Origin of the sequence: Enterobacter sp. 22499 (genome assembly GCF_052044815.1) — a bacterium.
Taxonomy (GTDB): domain Bacteria; phylum Pseudomonadota; class Gammaproteobacteria; order Enterobacterales; family Enterobacteriaceae; genus Enterobacter; species Enterobacter bugandensis.
Window position 1 is genome coordinate 569,118 of the sequence record NZ_JBQENR010000002.1, and the last position, 19,106, is coordinate 588,223.

The following is a 19,106-nucleotide window of genomic DNA, read 5'->3' on the forward strand; positions in this document are numbered from 1 at the left end:
TTATGTTCAGGCAGTTGAGAAAAACACTGGTTGCAACACTGATTGCCGCAGTGACGGTCGGTCAGGTGTTGCCCGCTTTCGCTGACTCGTCCGATTCATTGCCGGACATGGGCACCACGGCAGGAAGCACGCTCTCTATCGGGCAAGAGATGCAGATGGGTGATTACTATGTGCGCCAGCTGCGCGGCAGCGCCCCGCTGATCAACGACCCTTTGCTGGTGCAGTACATTAACGGGCTGGGGATGCGCCTGGTGGCGCACGCCGATTCGGTAAAAACGCCCTTCCACTTCTATTTGATTAATAACGACGAAATCAACGCCTTCGCCTTCTTCGGCGGAAACGTGGTGCTGCATTCGGCGTTATTCCGTTACTCAGATAACGAAAGCCAGCTGGCTTCGGTAATGGCGCACGAAATTTCGCACGTTACCCAGCGCCACCTCGCGCGTGCAATGGAAGACCAGAAGCGTAACGCCCCGCTCACCTGGGTGGGCGCACTAGGCTCTATTCTGCTGGCGATGGCCAGCCCGCAAGCCGGGATGGCGGCCCTGACCGGTACGCTTGCGGGAACGCGTCAGGGGATGATCAGCTTCACCCAGCAAAACGAGCAGGAAGCTGACCGCATCGGCATTCAGGTTTTACAGCGCTCCGGCTTTGACCCGCAGGCCATGCCGAGCTTCCTGGAAAAACTGCTCGACCAGGCACGGTATTCTTCCCGTCCGCCGGAAATTTTGCTCACCCACCCGCTGCCGGAAAGCCGTCTCTCGGACGCACGCAACCGTGCCAACCAGATGCGCCCGGTGGTCGTGCAGTCTTCGCAGGACTTCTACATGGCGAAAGTAAGAACGCTCGGCATGTACAACTCCGGACGTAACCAGCTCACCAGCGATCTGCTGGATACCCTGGCGAAAGGCAACGTGCGGGAAAAAAATGCCGCGCAGTATGGTCAGGCGCTACAGGCGATGGAAGCCAGTAAATACGACGAGGCGCGTAAAGCGCTGCAGCCGCTGCTGGCAGCCGACCCGAACAATCCGTGGTATCTCGATCTCTCGACGGATATCGATCTGGGGCAGAAGAAAGCCACTGATGCGATTAACCGCCTGAAAGGGGCGAAAGACATACGGACCAACCCGGTGCTGCAGCTTAACCTGGCGAACGCTTATTTGCAGGGCGGTCAGCCTGCGCAGGCCGTGACCATTCTGAACCGCTACACGTTTAACAATAAAGACGACCAGAACGGCTGGGAGCTGCTCGCTCAGGCGCAGGGGCAACTGGGTAACCGCGATCAGGAACTGGCGGCGCGTGCTGAAGGGCTGGCGCTGGCGGGCCGTCTCGATCAGGCTATTTCCCTGCTCAGCAGCGCCAGCTCGCAGGTGAAGCTCGGCAGCCTGCAGCAGGCCCGCTACGACGCGCGCATCGACCAGCTGCGCGGCCTGCAACAACGCTTTAAGCCGTACGAGAAGATGTAATAAAGGAGAAGTCATGACAGACGCGGTAAAAATTTACCATAACCCTCGCTGCTCCAAGAGCCGCGACACCCTCAGCCTGCTGAAATCTAACGGCATCGACCCGGAAGTGGTGCTGTATCTGGAGACGCCGCCGGACGCTCAGACGATCCGCGAGCTGCTGCACATGCTGGGGATGGGCAGCGCGCGCGAACTGATGCGTCAGAAAGAGGATCTGTATAAATCGCTTAATCTGGATGACAGCCGCCTCACCGAGGCTGAACTGGTACAGGCGATGGTCGACAATCCAAAGCTGATTGAGCGCCCGATTGTGGTGGCGAACGGCAAGGCGCGCATTGGCCGTCCGCCGGAAGAAGTGCTCGACATCCTCTAGTCCTTACGCCGCAGCGCTTCCAGAAACGCCTGCGGCGTACTCTCTCCCAGCTTTTTCTGCGTTTTGCCCCGGTTATAAAACTCGCACAGGGCGATCAACACCTCTCCCGCCGGTTCATCATTTACGCGAGGAATAACATCGCCTAATGGCACCGCCACCTGAAGCGCGTTGTGTTTTTGGGGATGCGTTTTTACAGCCACATCTTTTGCAGCCTCCGTCAGCTCAAAACCAAAAGTCTCAATAGATTGTATATCAGCCGGACAATCATCAAGCAGCGCCCGCGTCCAGGTATTGAGCAACTGGGGCGACAGTCCCGCATAGAGCCGGGCATAACACCAGCCGCTCACCGGTTCGCGCGCCCAGAGCAGATGTTGTTCGCCCCCATCGTCCATGTGCAGGGATAAAGGCAGATGATGGAGCATCAGCGTATGCGGCCGCATGCCAGCCTTCAGCGCTTTTATTCCCTGCAACGGCCCCCCTTTTAGCTTCGCGGAGGCCGGTTTGAGATAGCGATTCAGGGTTGCCCTTGAAACGCGGATCCCCAGCACGTCGTTAACCATCTGCAGCAGTTCATCTAACGGCGCCCCTGAGATGTCGCGCAGCGCATTCACCAGCGCCACCTGCTCCTGTCTCAACGCTTTGTGTATCACTTTTGGCGTGGTGTGGTTATCCGAAACCTGGTCGCGGTTGCGCCAGCGCCTGACGGTGGTGACCGAGATCCCCAGCTCAAGAGCAAGCTCTCTGTCGCTTTTATCTGACTGTTGCAGATAGCGGCGGATACGCGGCGTGGTGGTCGCATTGGCGTGAAGTTTAATTTCCATCGCAACAATTCCGTTAACTAATCATATGAGATTTATATAACACAGGCGATTGCTTTGTGACCGATTTCACCTTTCGCTCGCCGCGCTTCACTGATAATCCACAGACATAACATAAACAACACCCCTCAATCTTGTACGGAGTTCACAATGAACAATGTTCTGGGATTTCTTGAAGCAAAACTGATGCCCCTGGCGGCGAAAACGGCCCAGCAGCGTCATCTCGGGGCCATTCGCGGTGCCTACGTGTCATTCATGCCGTTTATTATCGTCGGCTCCATTCTGCTGGTTATCTCCTCCTTCCCTAACCAGGCCTATCAGCAGTTTATGTCTCGAGCCTTTGGTGAGAGCTGGAGCGCGATTATTGAAATTCCATTCAACGCGGTGTTCTCCACCATGTCGCTGTTCATCAGCTTCCTGGTCGCCTTCCGCCTGGCGGAACACTACGGCGAGGACCGCATCTCCTGCGGCATTCTGGCGCTGGTCGCGTTTCTGATCCTGACGCCGTTTATTAAGGTGGCGGAAAACGGCGGTATTACCGTGATGCCGGTGGAGTGGATTGGCAGCAAAGGATTGTTCGTGGCGATGATCGGCTCGCTGCTCTGGACGGAGCTGTTCTGCTGGCTGAAGCGCAAAAATCTGGTCATTAAAATGCCGGACGGCGTGCCTCCTGCGGTGCAGGAGTCGTTCGCGGCGCTGATCCCCGCCCTGCTGGTGATGATTCTGGTACTGGGTATCCGCATCGTCTTCGAGAACACTCACTACAACACCATCCACCAGTTTATTTATGAAGTGGTTGCTACCCCGGTGCGCCACTACGGCACCTCCTATTTCGGTGCGCTGATGACCGTCTTCAGCATCACCATTCTCTGGTCAGTGGGCATTAACTCCGGCTCGATGATTAACGGCATCATTCGTCCGCTGTGGATGGAAAACCAGACCGACAACATCGCCGCGATCCAGGCGGGGACGACGCCGCCGCACATTATCACGGAACAGTTTTTTGACATGATCTGGATGGGCGGCGCGGGTGCTACGCTGTCGCTGGTGATTGCGATGCTGATTTTCGCCCGCAGTAAAAACATGCGCGAAGTGGCGCGCCTCGGCGCCGGGGCGTCAGTGTTTAACATCAACGAGCCGATTCTGTTTGGCCTGCCGGTGATCATGAACCCGATCATGCTTATTCCGTTCAACCTGGTGCCGCTGGTGCTGGTCACCGTGCAGTATGCGGCGATGAAGATTGGCGCGGTCGCCGTCACCACCGGGGTGTTTATCCCCTGGACGCTGCCGCCGGTGATCAGCGGTTTTATCGTCACCGGACACCTGAGCGGCAGCGTGATGCAGCTAATCAACCTGCTGATTGGCGCCATGCTGTACCTGCCTTTCATGCGTATCGTGGACAAACAGTACCGCGCGGCGGAAATTGCCACCGTTACGCAAACCGACACCACCCTTGCAAAACAGGAGTAAAGCATGTGGGGAATTATCGCAACCTGGCGAATGGCGCTTGAAGGGGTAACGGAATCTGCGTCTGCCCTGGCGGCGGGAAAACCGGTCGCTACGGCGGTGGTTGATGCCGTCGCCGCCGTCGAAGACTTTCCGTTTTATAAATCCGTCGGCTACGGCGGGCTGCCGACCGAAAACGGCGAAGTCGAGTTGGACGCGGCATTCATGGACGGCGACACGCTGGCGTTCGGTGCCGTGGGGAACCTGGTGGATATCGCCAACCCGGTGCGCGTGGCGCACGCGCTCAGCCGCCAGCGCTACAACAGCCTGCTGGTCGGCCAGGGCGCGCGTGAATGGGCGCTAAGTCAGGGCTTTGCCGACAAAAGCATGCTCACCGAACGGGCTATGCAGCACTACCGCAAACGCTGCCGCGAGACGCTGGATAAGGGCTTAAGCCCGTACGACGGACACGACACCGTCGGCATTATCGGCCTCGATAAGCAGGGGTCGATGAGCGTTGCCACCTCCACCAGCGGCCTGTTTATGAAAAAACGCGGCCGCATTGGGGATTCGCCGATTATCGGCTCCGGCTTTTACTGCGACAGCGAAACCGGCGCGGCCACCGCTACGGGCGTCGGTGAAGATCTGATGAAAGGCTGCACGAGCTACGAAATCGTTCGTCGCATGGCGCAGGGTATGACGCCGCAGCAGGCGGCAGACTCCGTGGTGTTCGAGCTGGAAGACAAGCTGATGTCGCGCTTCGGTCGCGTGGGCGATCTCTCCGTGGTGTGCATGAACAACAGGGGCGAATTTGGCGCCGCCACTAACATCAAAACCTTCTCGTTTGTGGTGGCGACGGCCCGTCAGCCCCTCACCGTTTTTCGTACCGAGCGCCTGCGGGAGAAAACGCACTATCACGCCGTGGACGAAGAGTGGATGCAGGCCTACGCCGCGCGGATCCGCGCACCGATTGAGGAGTCATGATGATTGCGTATCAGTTTATCACCGCACTTTCTGACGCAAAGCCGCGAAGCCATTTAATCGCCCGCGTCTCCTGTGCGCAGTTGCCGCAAACCGCGCTTGTTGCGGAAATGCGTGACTCTGACGGCATCGCGGACACCCGCTTTGGCTGCGCGCCCTTTGCGCGCATCACCCTGCTGCCGGATGCGCTCTGGCATGACGCGCTCACTGAAGGCCTGCTTGCCGCCCTGCGACCGCTGTTTGCCTCTCCCGTCAGCGCAGATATCGTGCTGGACGCAACAAATATCGACGAGGTAGTGCTGGCGCAGGTGCTGCGTTTTCTCTTTAATCAGGCGCACAGGCTGAGCGATTTACAGCTGAAAAAAACCATTGAGTGCGTTCGTATTAAGCACATCACCGCCCTCTGCCTGCCGGAGCAGCAGGCGAAGCTGGAAACAATTTTCCGCCAGCAGCAGGCCATCGCCCACGGCATGGTCGCGGCGCGTCGCCTGGCGGATATACCGTCCGATCGCTGTACGCCGCAGTTTATGGTCGAAGAGGCGCAAAAACTGTGTGCCGCCTACCCTGCCCTGTGCTGCGAGGTGCTGAACGAAAAGGCTATCGTTGAGCAGGGTCTTGGGCTGCTGAACGCCGTCGGCAAAGGGGCGACCTGCCCGCCACGTCTGCTGGCTATTCATTACGACGGCGTTTCTGACGGCCCGGTGCGCTGCTACGTAGGTAAAGGCATTACCTTCGATACCGGCGGCCTGTGGCTGAAGGAAGGCGCAGGCATGTACACCATGAAATACGACATGTGCGGTGCGGCCAACGTGCTGGGGCTGATGCTGACCGTAGCAGAGCTGGCGCTGCCCGTACGCATCATGGGCGCGCTGGCGCTGGCGGAAAACGCCATCGGCCCGGACGCCATGCAGCCCGGCTCGGTAGCAACGGCCTGCAACGGCATGACGGTTGAAATCAACAACACCGATGCCGAAGGCCGACTAGTGCTGGCGGATGCCATCGCCTGGGCCAGCCAGCGCCATCCGCAGGCGCGCTATATCATTGATATGGCGACCTTAACCGGTGCGGTGGTGAAAGCGCTGGGGTATGAGCTGAGCGGGCTGATGACGCAGGATGAACCGCTGCGCGCCGCGTTGACGCAGGCGGGAAAACGGAGCGGTGACGAAGTGTGGTCCCTGCCGCTGGATGCGCGGCTGAAAAAGCAGACCGACAGCGCGATTGCCGATCTGTGCAACACGCCAACCAACAATGCGGCAATCAGCGCGTCGGCGGCGTGGCTGCTGCACCATTTTTGCCCGCAGACGATCCCGTGGGCGCATCTGGACATCAGCGGCACGGCGCTGTGGCGCGAGAATGGCAGGAGCGTGGCGTCGGGAAGGCCGATTCCGCTGCTGGTGGAGCACTTGCTGGGGGATCTTTAGCCCGGTGGCGCTGCGCTTACCGGGCCTACGGGCGCCATATGTAGGCCGGGCAAGGCGCATCCGCCACCCGGCATAACTACAGCTTAAGAATATCTTTCACAAACGGAATGGTCAGCTTGCGCTGGGCGGTAATGGAGGCGCGATCGAGCTGATCGAGCGTATCAAACAGGGTGCGCATCTCACGATCCAGACGCTTGAGCAGGAAACGGCCCACGTCTTCCGGCAGCTCAAAGCCGCGCTGCTTTGCTCGCAGCTGTAACGCCTGCAGCTTATCTTCATCTGATAGCGGCTGGAGCTTGTAGATTTGCCCCCAGTCCAGACGAGACGCCAGATCCGGCAGCCCAAGGTTAAGCTGGCGCGGCGGACGATCGCCGGTGATCAGCAGCCGGGTTTTGCCCGACTCCAGAATGCGGTTGTAGAGGTTAAAGATCGCCATTTCCCACGGCTCGTCCCCCGCCACGCATTCGATATTATCGATGCAGACCAGCGAGAGATGTTCCATGCCCTCAAGCACTTCAGGCACAAACCAGGTACGTTTATCCAGCGGCACGTAGCCGACCGCATCGCCGCGCGCCGAAAGCTCGGCACAGGCGGCATGCAGCAGGTGACTGCGCCCCGCGCCTTCGCGTGACCAGATATAGATGTATCCGCTGTGATCCTGACGCAGCACGTTTTGCAGTGCAGCCAGTAAAGAGGGGTTATCACCCGGCCAGAAACTTGCAAAAGTTTCGTCGTCAGGGAGATAGAGTGGCAGAGAGAGCTGTGCCGGTCCGTTCAGAAATACCTCAACCAGAGATCTTACGTAAAATCGGCGATGAGTTTAACACGGAACCCGCCAGGAGAGAACCGGGCGATCCTTCGCCCAGTTAATGGATCAGTGTGGGGCTTTTTCGCTTTCGTCAGCGTCCAGGACCACCTCTTCCGGGCGGATCACCGAGATCAGCTTGAAAATCAGGCTCAGGCCCACGCCCACGATGGTCGCCAGCGCCATGCCCTTCAGCTCGGCCGCACCGATGTGCACCTTCGCGCCGCTCACGCCGATGATCAGGATAACGGAGGTCAGGATCAGGTTTTGCGCCTTGCTGTAATCCACTTTGGATTCAATCAGAACGCGAATACCGGAGGCACCGATCACGCCGTACAGCAGCAGAGAAACGCCGCCCATTACCGGGACCGGGATAATCTGGATCGCTGCCGCCAGCTTGCCTACGCAGGAGAGCAGAATGGCGATAATCGCCGCGCCGCCGATAACCCAGGTACTGTAGACGCGGGTAATCGCCATCACGCCGATGTTTTCACCGTAGGTGGTGTTTGGCGTGGAGCCGAAGAAACCGGAGATGATGGTGGAGAAACCGTTGGCAAACATGGAGCGGTGCAGACCCGGGTCGCGGATCAGGTCGCGCTTCACGATGTTCGCCGTCACCACCAGGTGGCCAACGTGCTCCGCAATTACCACCAGCGCGGCAGGCAGAATGGTGAAAATGGCGAACCATTCAAAGCGTGGGGTGTAGAAAGTTGGCAGCGCGAACCAGTGCGCCTCGGCAATCGGGGTGGTATCCACAACGCCCATGACGAAGGAGAGCGCGTAGCCCGCCAGCACGCCGATCAGGATCGGGATAATCGCCATAAAACCGCGGAACAGCACGGAGCCAAATACCGTCACGCCCAGCGTCACCAGCGAGATGATAATGGTTTTGGAGTCCGGTGACTGGCCGTCCGCAGGCAGCAGGCCGGCCATATTCGCCGCCACGCCCGCCAGCTCCAGGCCGATAACGGCAACGATGGCGCCCATCGCCGCAGGCGGGAACATCACGTCCAGCCAGCCGGTACCGGCTTTCTTCACGATGAAGGAAACCAGGCAGAACAGCACGCCGCACATGATAAAGCCGCCCAGCGCCACTTCATACCCAAGGGGCAGCAGCAGCAGCACCGGCGAGATAAAAGCAAAGCTCGACCCCAGATACGCCGGGATTTTGCCTTTACAGATAAAGAGGTACAGCAGCGTACCGATGCCGTTGAACAACAGCACGGTAGCCGGGTTAATGTGAAACAGGATTGGCACCAGCACGGTTGCGCCAAACATAGCGAACAGGTGCTGCAAACTAAGCGGGATAGTCTGTAAAAGCGGCGGTCTTTCACTCACCCCGATAGCACGGCGCGTCATAGTGTTTTCCTCTGTGTAGTATTGTTGGTTTTTATTCAAAAAAAAGCCGACTATCAAAGTCGGCTTATTTATCGTTATTCGATTATTTCGTACCAAAGATCTTATCGCCGGCATCGCCGAGCCCCGGGATGATGTACCCATGCTCGTTCAGCCCCTGGTCGATAGAGGCGGTGTACAGCTCAACGTCCGGGTGCGCTTTTTCCAGCGCCGCGATCCCTTCCGGAGCAGCAACCAGAACCAGCACCTTAATGCTGCTGCAGCCCGCTTTTTTCAGCAGATCGATGGTGGCGATCATTGAACCGCCGGTCGCCAGCATTGGGTCAACCACCAGCGCCATGCGCTCGTCGATGTTAGAGACCAGCTTCTGGAAGTAAGGTACCGGCTCCAGCGTCTCTTCGTTACGGTAGATACCGACCACGCTAATGCGCGCGCTCGGTACGTGCTCCAGCACGCCTTCCATCATGCCAAGACCGGCACGCAGGATAGGCACTACGGTAATTTTCTTACCTTTGATCTGCTCAACCTGCACCGGGCCGTTCCAGCCTTCGATGGTCACTTTTTCTGTTTCCAGATCGGAGGTTGCTTCGTAGGTCAGCAGGCTGCCCACTTCAGAAGCCAGTTCGCGAAAACGCTTCGTGCTGATGTCATGCTCACGCATCAGGCCCAACTTGTGTTTAACGAGTGGGTGTTTCACTTCCACAATCTTCATTCTCTTTCTCCTCTGAGGTGGCATCCGCAAAAAAATCGCGGGATTATACCGCTTTTTTCGGATTGCGCCATACCCAACTTGCTTGACGTATATCAATCAAAAACAAAAAAACCGGAGGCTGGGCTCCGGCTTGGGTGCGGGGTCTTGCCCGGTGGCGCTGCGCTTACGCGGGCCTACGTGTATTGTAGGTCGGGTAAGCGTTAGCGCCACCCGACAATTAGAGGTTGTCGCCGTTGCTCGCAATCACCTGCTTATACCAGTCGAACGATTTCTTCTTGCTGCGGTTCAGGGTGCCGTTACCTTCGTTATCTTTATCGACAAAGATAAAGCCGTAGCGTTTTTTCATTTCGCCCGTTCCGGCAGACACCAGGTCGATACAGCCCCACGGGGTATAGCCCATCAGATCCACGCCGTCTTCCACCACCGCTTTTTTCATCTCGCGGATGTGTGCGGAAAGGTAATCGATGCGGTACTGGTCGTTCACCGTGCCGTCGCTCTCCTGCACGTCGATCGCGCCAAAGCCGTTCTCAACGATAAACAGCGGCAGCTGGTAGTGATCCCAGAACCAGTTCAGGGAGTAGCGCAGCCCGACCGGATCAATCTGCCAGCCCCAGTCGGATTTCTGCACGTACGGGTTGGAGACCAGGCTCTTGCTCTCGTCGTAGTCCAGCGCCGGGTTATCTGCCGTCGCTTTGGTGGCGAAAGACATGTAGTAGCTGAACCCGATGTAATCCACGCAGCCCTGCGTGAGCGCCGCCTTATCTTCTTCGGTGATATCCAGCGCGAAGCCGCGACGCTCGAAGTAGTTGAGCAGATGCTGCGGATATTTGCCGCGCACGTGCACGTCGGTAAACCAGTAGCGACGGTGCATGGCGTTCATCGCCATCATCATGTCGTCCGGCGCACAGGTCAGCGGGTAGATGGGGCACATGGCAATCATGCAGCCGATCTGCAGCGACGGGTTAATCTCGCGGCCCGCCTTCACCGCCAGGGCGCTGGCCACCAGTTCGTAATGCGCCGCCTGGAACATCACCGGCTCGCGGTCTTCACCAGGCGCGTACTTCAGCCCGGAGTTGGTAAATGGCGCAAAGTCTTCGTGGAAGTTAGCCTGGTTGTTGATCTCGTTAAAGGTCATCCAGTACTTCACCTTGTGCTGGTATCGCTCAAAAACGACCTTTGCAAAACGCACGAAGAAGTCGATCAGCTTACGGTTGCGCCAGCCGCCGTATTCCGTCACCAGGTGGAACGGCATCTCAAAGTGGGAAAGCGTGATAACCGGTTCAATGCCGTACTTCAGGCATTCGTCGAACAGATCGTCATAGAATTTCAGGCCCGCCTCGTTCGGCTCCAGCTCGTCGCCTTTCGGGAAGATACGCGTCCAGGCGATGGAGGTACGGAAGCATTTGAACCCCATCTCGGCAAAGAGTTTGATGTCTTCTTTATAACGGTGGTAGAAATCGATAGCCTCATGGTTAGGGTAGTTTTTCCCCTCCAGCACGCCGTTGGTGATTTCACGCGGCACGCCGTGCGCGCCCGCGGTCATGACGTCGGCAACGCTTACGCCCTTACCGCCCTCTTTCCAGCCGCCCTCAAGCTGGTGCGCCGCAACGGCCCCACCCCACAGAAAATCTGCTTTGAATCCTGACATTCGCTTTCCCTCATTCTGCGTTATTTTCTGCAAAAACAATTACAGAAACCGGTTTCAGTTCGATGATGTGCAAAGGGGATATTCGTTGCAAGCAGATCGCCGAAACCGGTTTCATTTTCGTGAACGGAGTCAAGTTTGGCTGCATTTACGGGCTATACAGAAAAAAAGATCCCCACGTCCAGAATAGGCTCGCAAACGTTTGCCTGGACTGTTAGAATTGCGCCGATTTTTCTTACTAGCTATGCAATCGCGTGGGGATTTAAGCCGTGACCAACAAAACTTCTCTCAGCTACAAAGATGCCGGTGTTGATATTGACGCAGGTAATGCGCTGGTTGACCGAATCAAAGGTGTGGTGAAGAAAACCCGCCGCCCGGAAGTGATGGGTGGTCTGGGTGGATTCGGCGCACTGTGCGCGCTGCCGCAAAAATATCGTGAACCTGTTCTGGTCTCGGGTACTGACGGCGTAGGCACCAAGCTGCGCCTGGCGATGGATTTAAAACGTCACGACACGATCGGTATCGATCTGGTTGCGATGTGTGTGAACGACCTGGTGGTTCAGGGCGCAGAGCCGCTGTTCTTCCTCGATTACTACGCGACCGGCAAACTGGATGTGGATACCGCAGCCAGCGTCATTAACGGTATCGCCGAAGGCTGTCTGCAGTCCGGCTGTGCGCTGGTGGGCGGTGAAACCGCTGAAATGCCGGGCATGTACCACGGCGAAGATTATGACGTCGCGGGCTTCTGCGTCGGCGTAGTAGAAAAATCAGAAATTATCGACGGCAGCAAAGTGGCCGATGGCGATGTGCTGATCGCGCTGGCCTCCAGCGGCCCGCACTCTAACGGCTACTCTCTGGTGCGTAAAATCCTCGAAGTAAGCGGCTGCGATCCGCTGACCACCGAGCTGGACGGTAAACCGCTGGCCGACCACCTGCTGGCCCCAACCCGCATCTACGTGAAAAACGTGCTGGAGCTTATCGAGAACGTTGACGTTCACGCTATTGCTCACCTGACTGGCGGCGGCTTCTGGGAAAACATCCCGCGCGTGCTGCCGGACAACACCCAGGCGGTGATCGACGAATCCTCATGGCAGTGGCCAGCCGTCTTTAACTGGCTGCAGACTGCAGGCAACGTGAGCTCTCACGAAATGTACCGCACCTTTAACTGCGGCGTGGGCATGGTTATCGCCCTGCCGGCAAGCGAAGCGGATAAAGCGGTTAAGCTGCTGACCGAGAAAGGTGAAAACGCGTGGAAAATCGGTACGATTAAAGCCTCCGATTCCGAACAGCGTGTGGTCATTGAATGAAAAACATCGTGGTGCTTATTTCCGGCAACGGAAGCAATTTGCAGGCCATCATAGACGCCTGCAAACAGAAGAAAATCAATGGCACCATTCGGGCAGTTTTCAGCAACAAGGCCGACGCGTTCGGCCTTGAGCGCGCGCGGGAAGCGAACATTCCCGCTCACGCGCTGGAAGCCAGCCAGTTCGCCGGACGTGAAGCCTTTGACCGCGAGCTGGTGCAGGAGATTGACGCCTACGCGCCCGACCTCGTGGTGCTGGCGGGCTATATGCGTATTCTGAGCCCGGCCTTCGTCGAACACTACGCCGGTCGACTGCTGAATATTCACCCTTCCCTGCTGCCAAAATATCCCGGCCTGCATACCCATCGTCAGGTGCTGGAAAACGGTGACGAGGAGCACGGTACCTCCGTCCATTTCGTGACCGACGAGCTGGACGGTGGCCCGGTGATCCTGCAGGCGAAAGTCCCGGTCTTTGACGGCGACAACGAAGACGACGTGACCGAACGCGTGCAGACGCAGGAGCACGCCATTTACCCGCTGGTGGTAAGCTGGTTTGTCGACGGGCGTCTGGAGATGCGCGACGGCGCAGCCTGGCTGGACGGCGTGAAGTTGCCCCCGCAGGGTTATGCGGCCGAAGAGTAGCTTGCTATGTCGGGTGGCGCTTCGCTTACCCGATATTCCCTCCCCCAACCCGCTAAATTCCCCAACAAAAAAATAACTGTCATACTTTTCTGGCACTGTTGGACATATCGTGGAAATGCTCGCCATAATAAGGACGAGACGGATTTACCACGTCCTGTGATTGAACTGGAGTGTGAGCTGTAATGGGTCAGGAAAAGTTATATATCGAGAAAGAGCTAAGCTGGTTAGCATTTAACGAACGTGTACTCCAGGAAGCGGCAGACAAAAGTAACCCGCTGATCGAACGCATGCGTTTTTTAGGCATTTATTCCAACAACCTGGATGAGTTCTATAAGGTTCGCTTTGCCGAGCTGAAAAGACGCATCATCATCAGCGAAGAACAGGGCTTAAACTCGCACTCGCGGCATCTGCTGGGCAAAATCCAGTCCCGCGTGCTGAAAGCCGATCAGGAATTTGACGGCCTGTATAACGAACTGCTGCTGGAGATGGCGCGCAATCAAATATTCCTGATTAACGAACGTCAGCTTTCCGTTAACCAACAAAACTGGCTGCGCCACTACTTTAAACAGTACCTGCGCCAGCACATTACCCCGATTCTCATCAACCGCGAAACCGATCTGGTGCAGTTCCTGAAGGATGACTACACCTACCTGGCGGTGGAAATTATTCGCGGTGAATCCATCCGTTATGCCCTGCTGGAGATCCCGTCCGACAAGGTGCCGCGCTTCGTGAACCTGCCGCCGGAAACCCCGCGCAGACGCAAGCCGATGATCCTGCTGGATAACATCCTGCGCTACTGTCTGGACGACATTTTCAAAGGCTTCTTCGATTACGATGCGTTAAACGCCTACTCGATGAAGATGACCCGTGACGCCGAATATGACCTGGTGCACGAGATGGAAGCCAGCCTGATGGAGCTGATGTCCTCCAGCCTGAAACAGCGCCTGACGGCCGAGCCGGTGCGCTTTGTCTATCAGCGCGATATGCCGGACGCCATGGTGGAAATGCTGCGCGAGAAGCTGACCATTTCGCGCTATGACTCCATCGTGCCGGGTGGCCGTTACCACAACTTTAAAGACTTCATTGGCTTCCCGAACGTTGGCAAAGCCAATCTGGTGAACAAACCGCTGCCGCGCCTGCGTCATATCTGGTTCGATAAGTTCCGCAACGGATTCGACGCCATCCGCGAGCGCGACGTGCTGCTCTACTACCCGTACCACACCTTTGAACACGTGCTGGAGCTGCTGCGTCAGGCCTCGTTCGACCCGAACGTGCTGGCGATCAAAATCAACATCTACCGCGTGGCAAAAGATTCCCGCATCATCGACGCGATGATCCACGCGGCACACAACGGCAAAAAAGTCACCGTGGTGGTTGAGCTGCAGGCGCGCTTCGACGAAGAGGCGAACATTCACTGGGCGCGCCGCCTGACGGAAGCGGGCGTGCACGTGATCTTCTCCGCGCCGGGTCTGAAAATTCACGCCAAACTGTTCCTGATCTCGCGTAAAGAGGGGGATGACGTGGTGCGCTATGCCCACATCGGCACCGGGAACTTTAACGAAAAAACTGCGCGGATTTATACCGACTACTCGCTTTTAACCGCTGACGCCCGCATTACCAACGAAGTGCGCCGGGTCTTTAACTTTATCGAAAACCCGTACCGCCCGGTGAGCTTCGACTATCTGCTGGTCTCACCGCAGAACTCACGCCGCCTGCTGTACGATATGATCGATAAAGAGATCGCCAATGCCCAGAAAGGCTTGTCGTCCGGCATCACGCTGAAGCTTAACAACCTGGTCGATAAAGGGCTGGTGGACAGGCTGTATGCGGCGTCCAGCTCCGGCGTGCCGGTTAACCTGCTGATCCGCGGCATGTGCTCGCTTATTCCGGAACTGGAAGGCATCAGCGACAATATTCGCGTTATCAGCATCGTTGACCGCTACCTGGAGCACGATAGGGTCTATATTTTCGATAATGCGGGCGATAAACAGGTCTATCTCTCTTCGGCAGACTGGATGACGCGCAATATTGACTATCGAATTGAAGTCGCGACGCCGCTGCTGGATCCGCGTCTGAAGCAGCGTATCCTCGATATTATCGAGATCCTGTTCAGCGATACGGTGAAGGCGCGCTATATCGACAAAGAACTTAGTAACCGCTACGTACCGCGCGGCAACCGCCGTAAAGTGCGGTCACAGCTGGCGATTTACGACTATATCAAATCACTCGAGCAACCCGATTAACCTATGCCGATAAATGATAAGACCCCACGCCCGCAGGAATACGCCGCGGTCGATCTTGGCTCTAACAGTTTTCACATGGTCATCGCCCGTGAGGTGGATGGCGCGCTGCAGATCATCGGTCGTCTGAAGCAGCGCGTACACCTGGCGGATGGGCTTGATGAGCGCAGCATGCTCAGCGAAGAGGCGATGGAGCGTGGTTTAAACTGCCTGTCGCTGTTTGCCGAACGCCTGCAGGGCTTCTCGCCCTCCAGCGTTTGCATCGTGGGCACCCACACGCTGCGCCAGGCGCTGAACGCGCCGGAGTTCCTCAAGCGGGCCGAAAAAGTGATCCCCTACCCGATTGAGATCATCTCCGGTAACGAGGAGGCGCGTCTGATTTTCATGGGCGTTGAACATACCCAGCCGGAAAAAGGGCGCAAGCTGGTGATCGACATCGGCGGTGGTTCTACGGAGCTGGTGATCGGTGAAGACTTTGAGCCGCGCCTGGTGGAGAGCCGTCGCATGGGCTGCGTCAGCTTCGCGCAGATGTACTTCCCCGGCGGCACCATTACCCGTGAAAACTTCCAGCGGGCGAAAATGGCTGCGATCCAGAAGCTGGAGAATCTGGCCTGGCAGTACCGCATTCAGGGCTGGAACGTGGCGCTGGGCGCGTCGGGCACCATCAAGGCGGCGCATGAAGTGCTGCTGGCGATGGGTGAAAAAGACGGTTTTATCACGCCTGAACGCCTGACCCTGCTGACCGAAGAGGTGCTGAAGCATAAAAGTTTTGACGCCCTAAGCCTGCCGGGGCTTTCCGACGAGCGTAAGGCAGTCTTCGTGCCGGGCCTGGCTATTCTCTGCGGCGTGTTTGACGCCCTGGCGATTAAAGAGCTGCGCCTTTCCGACGGCGCGCTGCGTGAGGGGGTGCTGTATGAGATGGAGGGCCGTTTCCGCCATCAGGACATTCGCAGCCGCACCGCGCAGAGCCTGGCCAACCAGTACAACATCGACCGCGAGCAGGCGAAGCGCGTGCTGGAAACCACGGTGCAGATGTACGAGCAGTGGCAGGAGCAGAACCCCAAGCTGGCGCACCCGCAGCTTGCCGCGCTGCTGAAATGGGCCGCGATGCTGCACGAGGTGGGGCTGAACATCAACCACAGCGGGATGCACCGCCATTCAGCGTATATTCTGCAAAACAGCGATCTGCCCGGCTTCAACCAGGAGCAGCAAACCATGATGGCGACCCTGGTGCGCTATCACCGTAAAGCCATCAAGCTCGACGATCTGCCGCGCTTCACGCTGTTTAAGAAAAAGCAGTTCCTGCCGCTTATTCAGCTGCTGCGCCTGGGCGTGCTGCTGAACAATCAGCGTCAGGCCACCACCACACCGCCGACGCTGAAGCTGAAAACCGACGATCACCACTGGACGCTGAGCTTCCCGCACGACTGGTTCAGCCAGAACGCGCTGGTCCTGCTGGACCTGGAAAAAGAGCAGCAGTACTGGGAAGCGGTCACCGGCTGGATGCTCAAAATCGAGGAAGATAGCGCCGACGTCGCCGCGTAACGGCTCAGGCGTCCGCCGTGGACGCCTCTGCTTCCAGCAGTGACTCAAGCGGTGCCGGTCTGCCAATCAGATAGCCCTGCACATAATCAATGCCTAGCGCGTGCACCGCGCTACGTATCTCTTCGGTCTCGACATATTCCGCCACCACCAGCATCTTCTTCATGCGCGCCAGATGACAGATAGAGGCCACAATCTGGTAATCCAGACTGTTGTTGACGATATTGCGGATGAAATCGCCGTCGATTTTGAGAATGTCCGCATCCACGCTTTTCAGCCGCGCATAGCTCGCATAGCCGGTACCAAAATCATCGATCGCAATGCGTACCCCCATTTTCTGCAGCTGCCGAAGGATGTGGAGCCCCTGCTCCGCGTTGCAGAAGGTGCTGCACTCCGTCACTTCAAAGATCAGCTGCCACGGCTCAATGGCATATTTCGCCAGCAGGCGACTCACCTCAAGCGGGAACTGCACCCGACACACCGTTGAAGGCGCCAGATTAATGGCAAAGCGCTGGCCAGGCAGCCGTTCGCGATGCGCGGCGAGGAAGCGCAGCGTATGCTCCAGTACCCACAAATCCACCCGCGAAGAGAGGCCAAACTCCTGGGCTATCGGCAGGAATTGTTCAGGGGAGATCAACAGTCCGTTTGCATCAGTCATCCGCAGCAAGACCTCATGATAGCTATCGCCACGCAGGCCGCGTACGGGCTGAACGAGCAGCGTGAATGCGTTGTTATCCAGCGCACGCTGCAGGCGACTCATCACCGCGACTTTATCCTTCAGGCTGCGCTGCAGATGGACGGCGCCGCGCTGCTGAAGATTTTCCGGGTGGTTAGAGGAGAGCGACAGATCGGCCACCACTCCCAGCTCACCCAGCACCAGATAGAGGTGGTTAACCGGCGAACGCACATAGCAGTAGCTCACCCCCACCTGCGGCTGCAGCGGCATGCCGTCCCAGACAAAGCGGAACTGCTTGATGTGCTCGTCCAGGGTTTCAATCCGCTGCTGGTGCGATTCGGCGTTAAGGCGAACCGCCATGTCACAGCCCGTCAGGTGATAGACCTGCTCATTGGGCTGGAGCGTGCCGTTAATCCATTGCGCCAGCTGCTGTTTGTACTGAATGCGCAGTAACACGCCATAGTTACGGCCCAGAATTTCAAGCTCCGGAACGCGGAGTAAACAGAGCGCCGACCACGGGTTTTTTGCCAGATCGCGCGAAAGCGCCCGCAGGTTAGGCATATGCAGAACCGGGTCGAGCAGCGCCAGCCTGCGGGAGCGTTTGTTCACCGCCCGCTGCCGGGTCGCCAGCATCGACATGTAAATTACCACAAACGAGAAGACCAGATAGCTGGAAGAGGTGATTGCCAGCTGAATGTCGTACCCCTGGTTCACGGGGATATAGCGGTAAAAATAGTGAATAGACACCAGCAGTATCGGGATCCAGATAAGCGAAATCAGCTTATAGCCAAAGCGCATCGCCCCCCAGAGCATCACCGGCATCAGCAGCGACAGGGTGTAGTTAGTGGTGAAAATCGAACTGTTTTCATTCATCGGCAGCAGCAGGAGCGAAAGCAGCCCGGCAAGCGCAATGGCCCAAATCAGAAACTCAGCGCGCGTCACCTTTTTGTCTATCTGGGTACGGATCTGCGAGATGAGGCTTTTGAGATAGCGCGGATGACGAATCAGGCGGATCAGCAGATAACTTAACGGCACGCCCGTCAGACCGCTGACCAGCAAGGCCTGATAGTTGATCAGCGTGCGAATGTTGAGGGGGTTAAGCCCTGCCAGGCTCTGGCGACTCTCATACACGCCCAAATACACCGCAAACTGGAACAACAGCAGAAACAGCGTCGCGGGGCAGAAGGCCTGCCAGAAGATGCGCTGCGCCATCAGCCGTACGTCGCCGTACGCCGTCATATTGCGTCTGGGCGCAAACACCCGGTAGCCGCCCCAGCTAAGCACTATAGGGACAATAAAATGGAGCACGCCGGCGACGGTTTCAAACATCCCGACCGACGGGTAATAGCGGATAAACAGCGACAACACGATCCCGGGAAGGGCTTCCAGACCAAAAAACATCATCAGCGAAAGCAAAAACGAGAGCGGTAAATAATAAAGTGCCGCTATCCCGTCGCCCAGGTGCGTGAACGTATTCGCCACGCTCAGTACGGGAAGTAAAACCACCGGTAAAATAAGCGGCAATACCCACCAGCGGTGTTGATTCTTTTTCAGGAAAGCAAAAATGTTCATAGATGCCCGGTTAAACCCCTTTTTCTCCAGAAGGAAAATAATGACAGGCATCCAACCTGACCTGGCGCAGCCCGGCGACGTGCGGGGCGAACGGTATGGAGGAGGGATTTT

The 19,106-nt window shown here is 57.4% G+C and carries 15 protein-coding genes; 9 read left to right on the forward strand and 6 right to left on the reverse strand.

Annotated features, from left to right (window positions below; genetic code table 11):
* Positions 1-2: 2 nt before the first annotated feature.
* Positions 3-1,466, forward strand: a complete 1,464-nt coding sequence (gene bepA, locus ACTJI7_RS10545; RefSeq protein WP_041908772.1) for a beta-barrel assembly-enhancing protease — start codon at positions 3-5, stop codon at positions 1,464-1,466.
* Positions 1,467-1,479: 13 nt separating this feature from the next.
* Positions 1,480-1,836: an arsenate reductase (glutaredoxin) gene (gene arsC / locus ACTJI7_RS10550; protein WP_193052376.1), complete on the forward strand. Its 357-nt coding sequence runs from the start codon at positions 1,480-1,482 to the stop codon at positions 1,834-1,836.
* Here the strand turns inward: arsC and ACTJI7_RS10555 are convergent.
* Positions 1,833-2,657 carry an XRE family transcriptional regulator gene (locus ACTJI7_RS10555; protein WP_126327184.1) on the reverse strand — a complete coding sequence of 275 codons (825 nt, stop codon included), beginning with the start codon at positions 2,655-2,657 and terminating at the stop codon, positions 1,833-1,835. The two genes, arsC and ACTJI7_RS10555, sit on opposite strands and share 4 nt — an antisense overlap.
* A gap of 147 nt (positions 2,658-2,804) precedes the next feature.
* Here ACTJI7_RS10555 and celB point away from each other — a divergent pair, with 147 nt between their 5' ends.
* The 3 genes from celB to ACTJI7_RS10570 are packed head-to-tail and all read left to right on the forward strand — an operon-like array spanning position 2,805 to position 6,502.
* Positions 2,805-4,124: a PTS cellobiose transporter subunit IIC gene (celB, locus tag ACTJI7_RS10560; RefSeq protein ID WP_248071877.1), complete on the forward strand. Its 1,320-nt coding sequence runs from the start codon at positions 2,805-2,807 to the stop codon at positions 4,122-4,124.
* A 3-nt stretch (positions 4,125-4,127) separates the two neighbouring features.
* The gene (locus tag ACTJI7_RS10565; protein ID WP_028014028.1) at positions 4,128-5,084 is read left to right on the forward strand and encodes a N(4)-(beta-N-acetylglucosaminyl)-L-asparaginase; all 957 of its coding nucleotides are present in this window, start codon (positions 4,128-4,130) and stop codon (positions 5,082-5,084) included.
* The gene (locus ACTJI7_RS10570; protein WP_440670275.1) at positions 5,084-6,502 is read left to right on the forward strand and encodes a leucyl aminopeptidase family protein; all 1,419 of its coding nucleotides are present in this window, start codon (positions 5,084-5,086) and stop codon (positions 6,500-6,502) included. The genes ACTJI7_RS10565 and ACTJI7_RS10570 overlap by 1 nt, the downstream gene beginning before the upstream one ends.
* A 76-nt stretch (positions 6,503-6,578) precedes the next feature.
* Here the strand turns inward: ACTJI7_RS10570 and ACTJI7_RS10575 are convergent, their stop codons facing one another.
* The 4 genes from ACTJI7_RS10575 to ACTJI7_RS10590 form a co-directional block, all read right to left on the reverse strand.
* Positions 6,579-7,280: a DnaA inactivator Hda gene (locus ACTJI7_RS10575; protein WP_211438414.1), complete on the reverse strand. Its 702-nt coding sequence runs from the start codon at positions 7,278-7,280 to the stop codon at positions 6,579-6,581.
* Between the two features lie 96 nt (positions 7,281-7,376).
* Entirely contained in the window at positions 7,377-8,666 is a 1,290-nt protein-coding gene (uraA, locus tag ACTJI7_RS10580) for a uracil permease (protein ID WP_017692944.1), read from the reverse strand.
* An 82-nt stretch (positions 8,667-8,748) separates the two neighbouring features.
* Positions 8,749-9,375 (reverse strand): uracil phosphoribosyltransferase, encoded by a 627-nt coding sequence (gene upp / locus ACTJI7_RS10585; RefSeq protein ID WP_008501641.1) that lies wholly within the window; start codon positions 9,373-9,375, stop codon positions 8,749-8,751.
* A 217-nt stretch (positions 9,376-9,592) separates the two neighbouring features.
* The gene (locus ACTJI7_RS10590) at positions 9,593-11,023 is read right to left on the reverse strand and encodes a 6-phospho-beta-glucosidase (RefSeq protein WP_028014031.1); all 1,431 of its coding nucleotides are present in this window, start codon (positions 11,021-11,023) and stop codon (positions 9,593-9,595) included.
* Positions 11,024-11,289: 266 nt separating this feature from the next.
* Here ACTJI7_RS10590 and purM point away from each other — a divergent pair, with 266 nt between their 5' ends.
* From purM to ppx, 4 genes are all read left to right on the forward strand, one after another.
* The gene (purM, locus tag ACTJI7_RS10595; protein WP_008501643.1) at positions 11,290-12,327 is read left to right on the forward strand and encodes a phosphoribosylformylglycinamidine cyclo-ligase; all 1,038 of its coding nucleotides are present in this window, start codon (positions 11,290-11,292) and stop codon (positions 12,325-12,327) included.
* A complete protein-coding gene (gene purN / locus ACTJI7_RS10600) occupies positions 12,324-12,965 on the forward strand; it encodes a phosphoribosylglycinamide formyltransferase (protein WP_028014032.1) in 642 nt (213 codons plus the stop codon). The genes purM and purN overlap by 4 nt, the downstream gene beginning before the upstream one ends.
* Positions 12,966-13,147: 182 nt before the next feature.
* On the forward strand, positions 13,148-15,208 hold the full coding sequence (ppk1, locus tag ACTJI7_RS10605; protein WP_028014033.1) for a polyphosphate kinase 1: 2,061 nt from the start codon (positions 13,148-13,150) through the stop codon (positions 15,206-15,208).
* A 3-nt stretch (positions 15,209-15,211) separates the two neighbouring features.
* On the forward strand, positions 15,212-16,750 hold the full coding sequence (gene ppx, locus ACTJI7_RS10610; protein ID WP_028014034.1) for an exopolyphosphatase: 1,539 nt from the start codon (positions 15,212-15,214) through the stop codon (positions 16,748-16,750).
* 4 nt (positions 16,751-16,754) lie between these two features.
* On the opposite strand, the gene ACTJI7_RS10615 is transcribed toward ppx, so the two are convergent.
* Positions 16,755-18,995, reverse strand: a complete 2,241-nt coding sequence (locus tag ACTJI7_RS10615) for an EAL domain-containing protein (RefSeq protein WP_192986434.1) — start codon at positions 18,993-18,995, stop codon at positions 16,755-16,757.
* Positions 18,996-19,106: the final 111 nt, after the last annotated feature.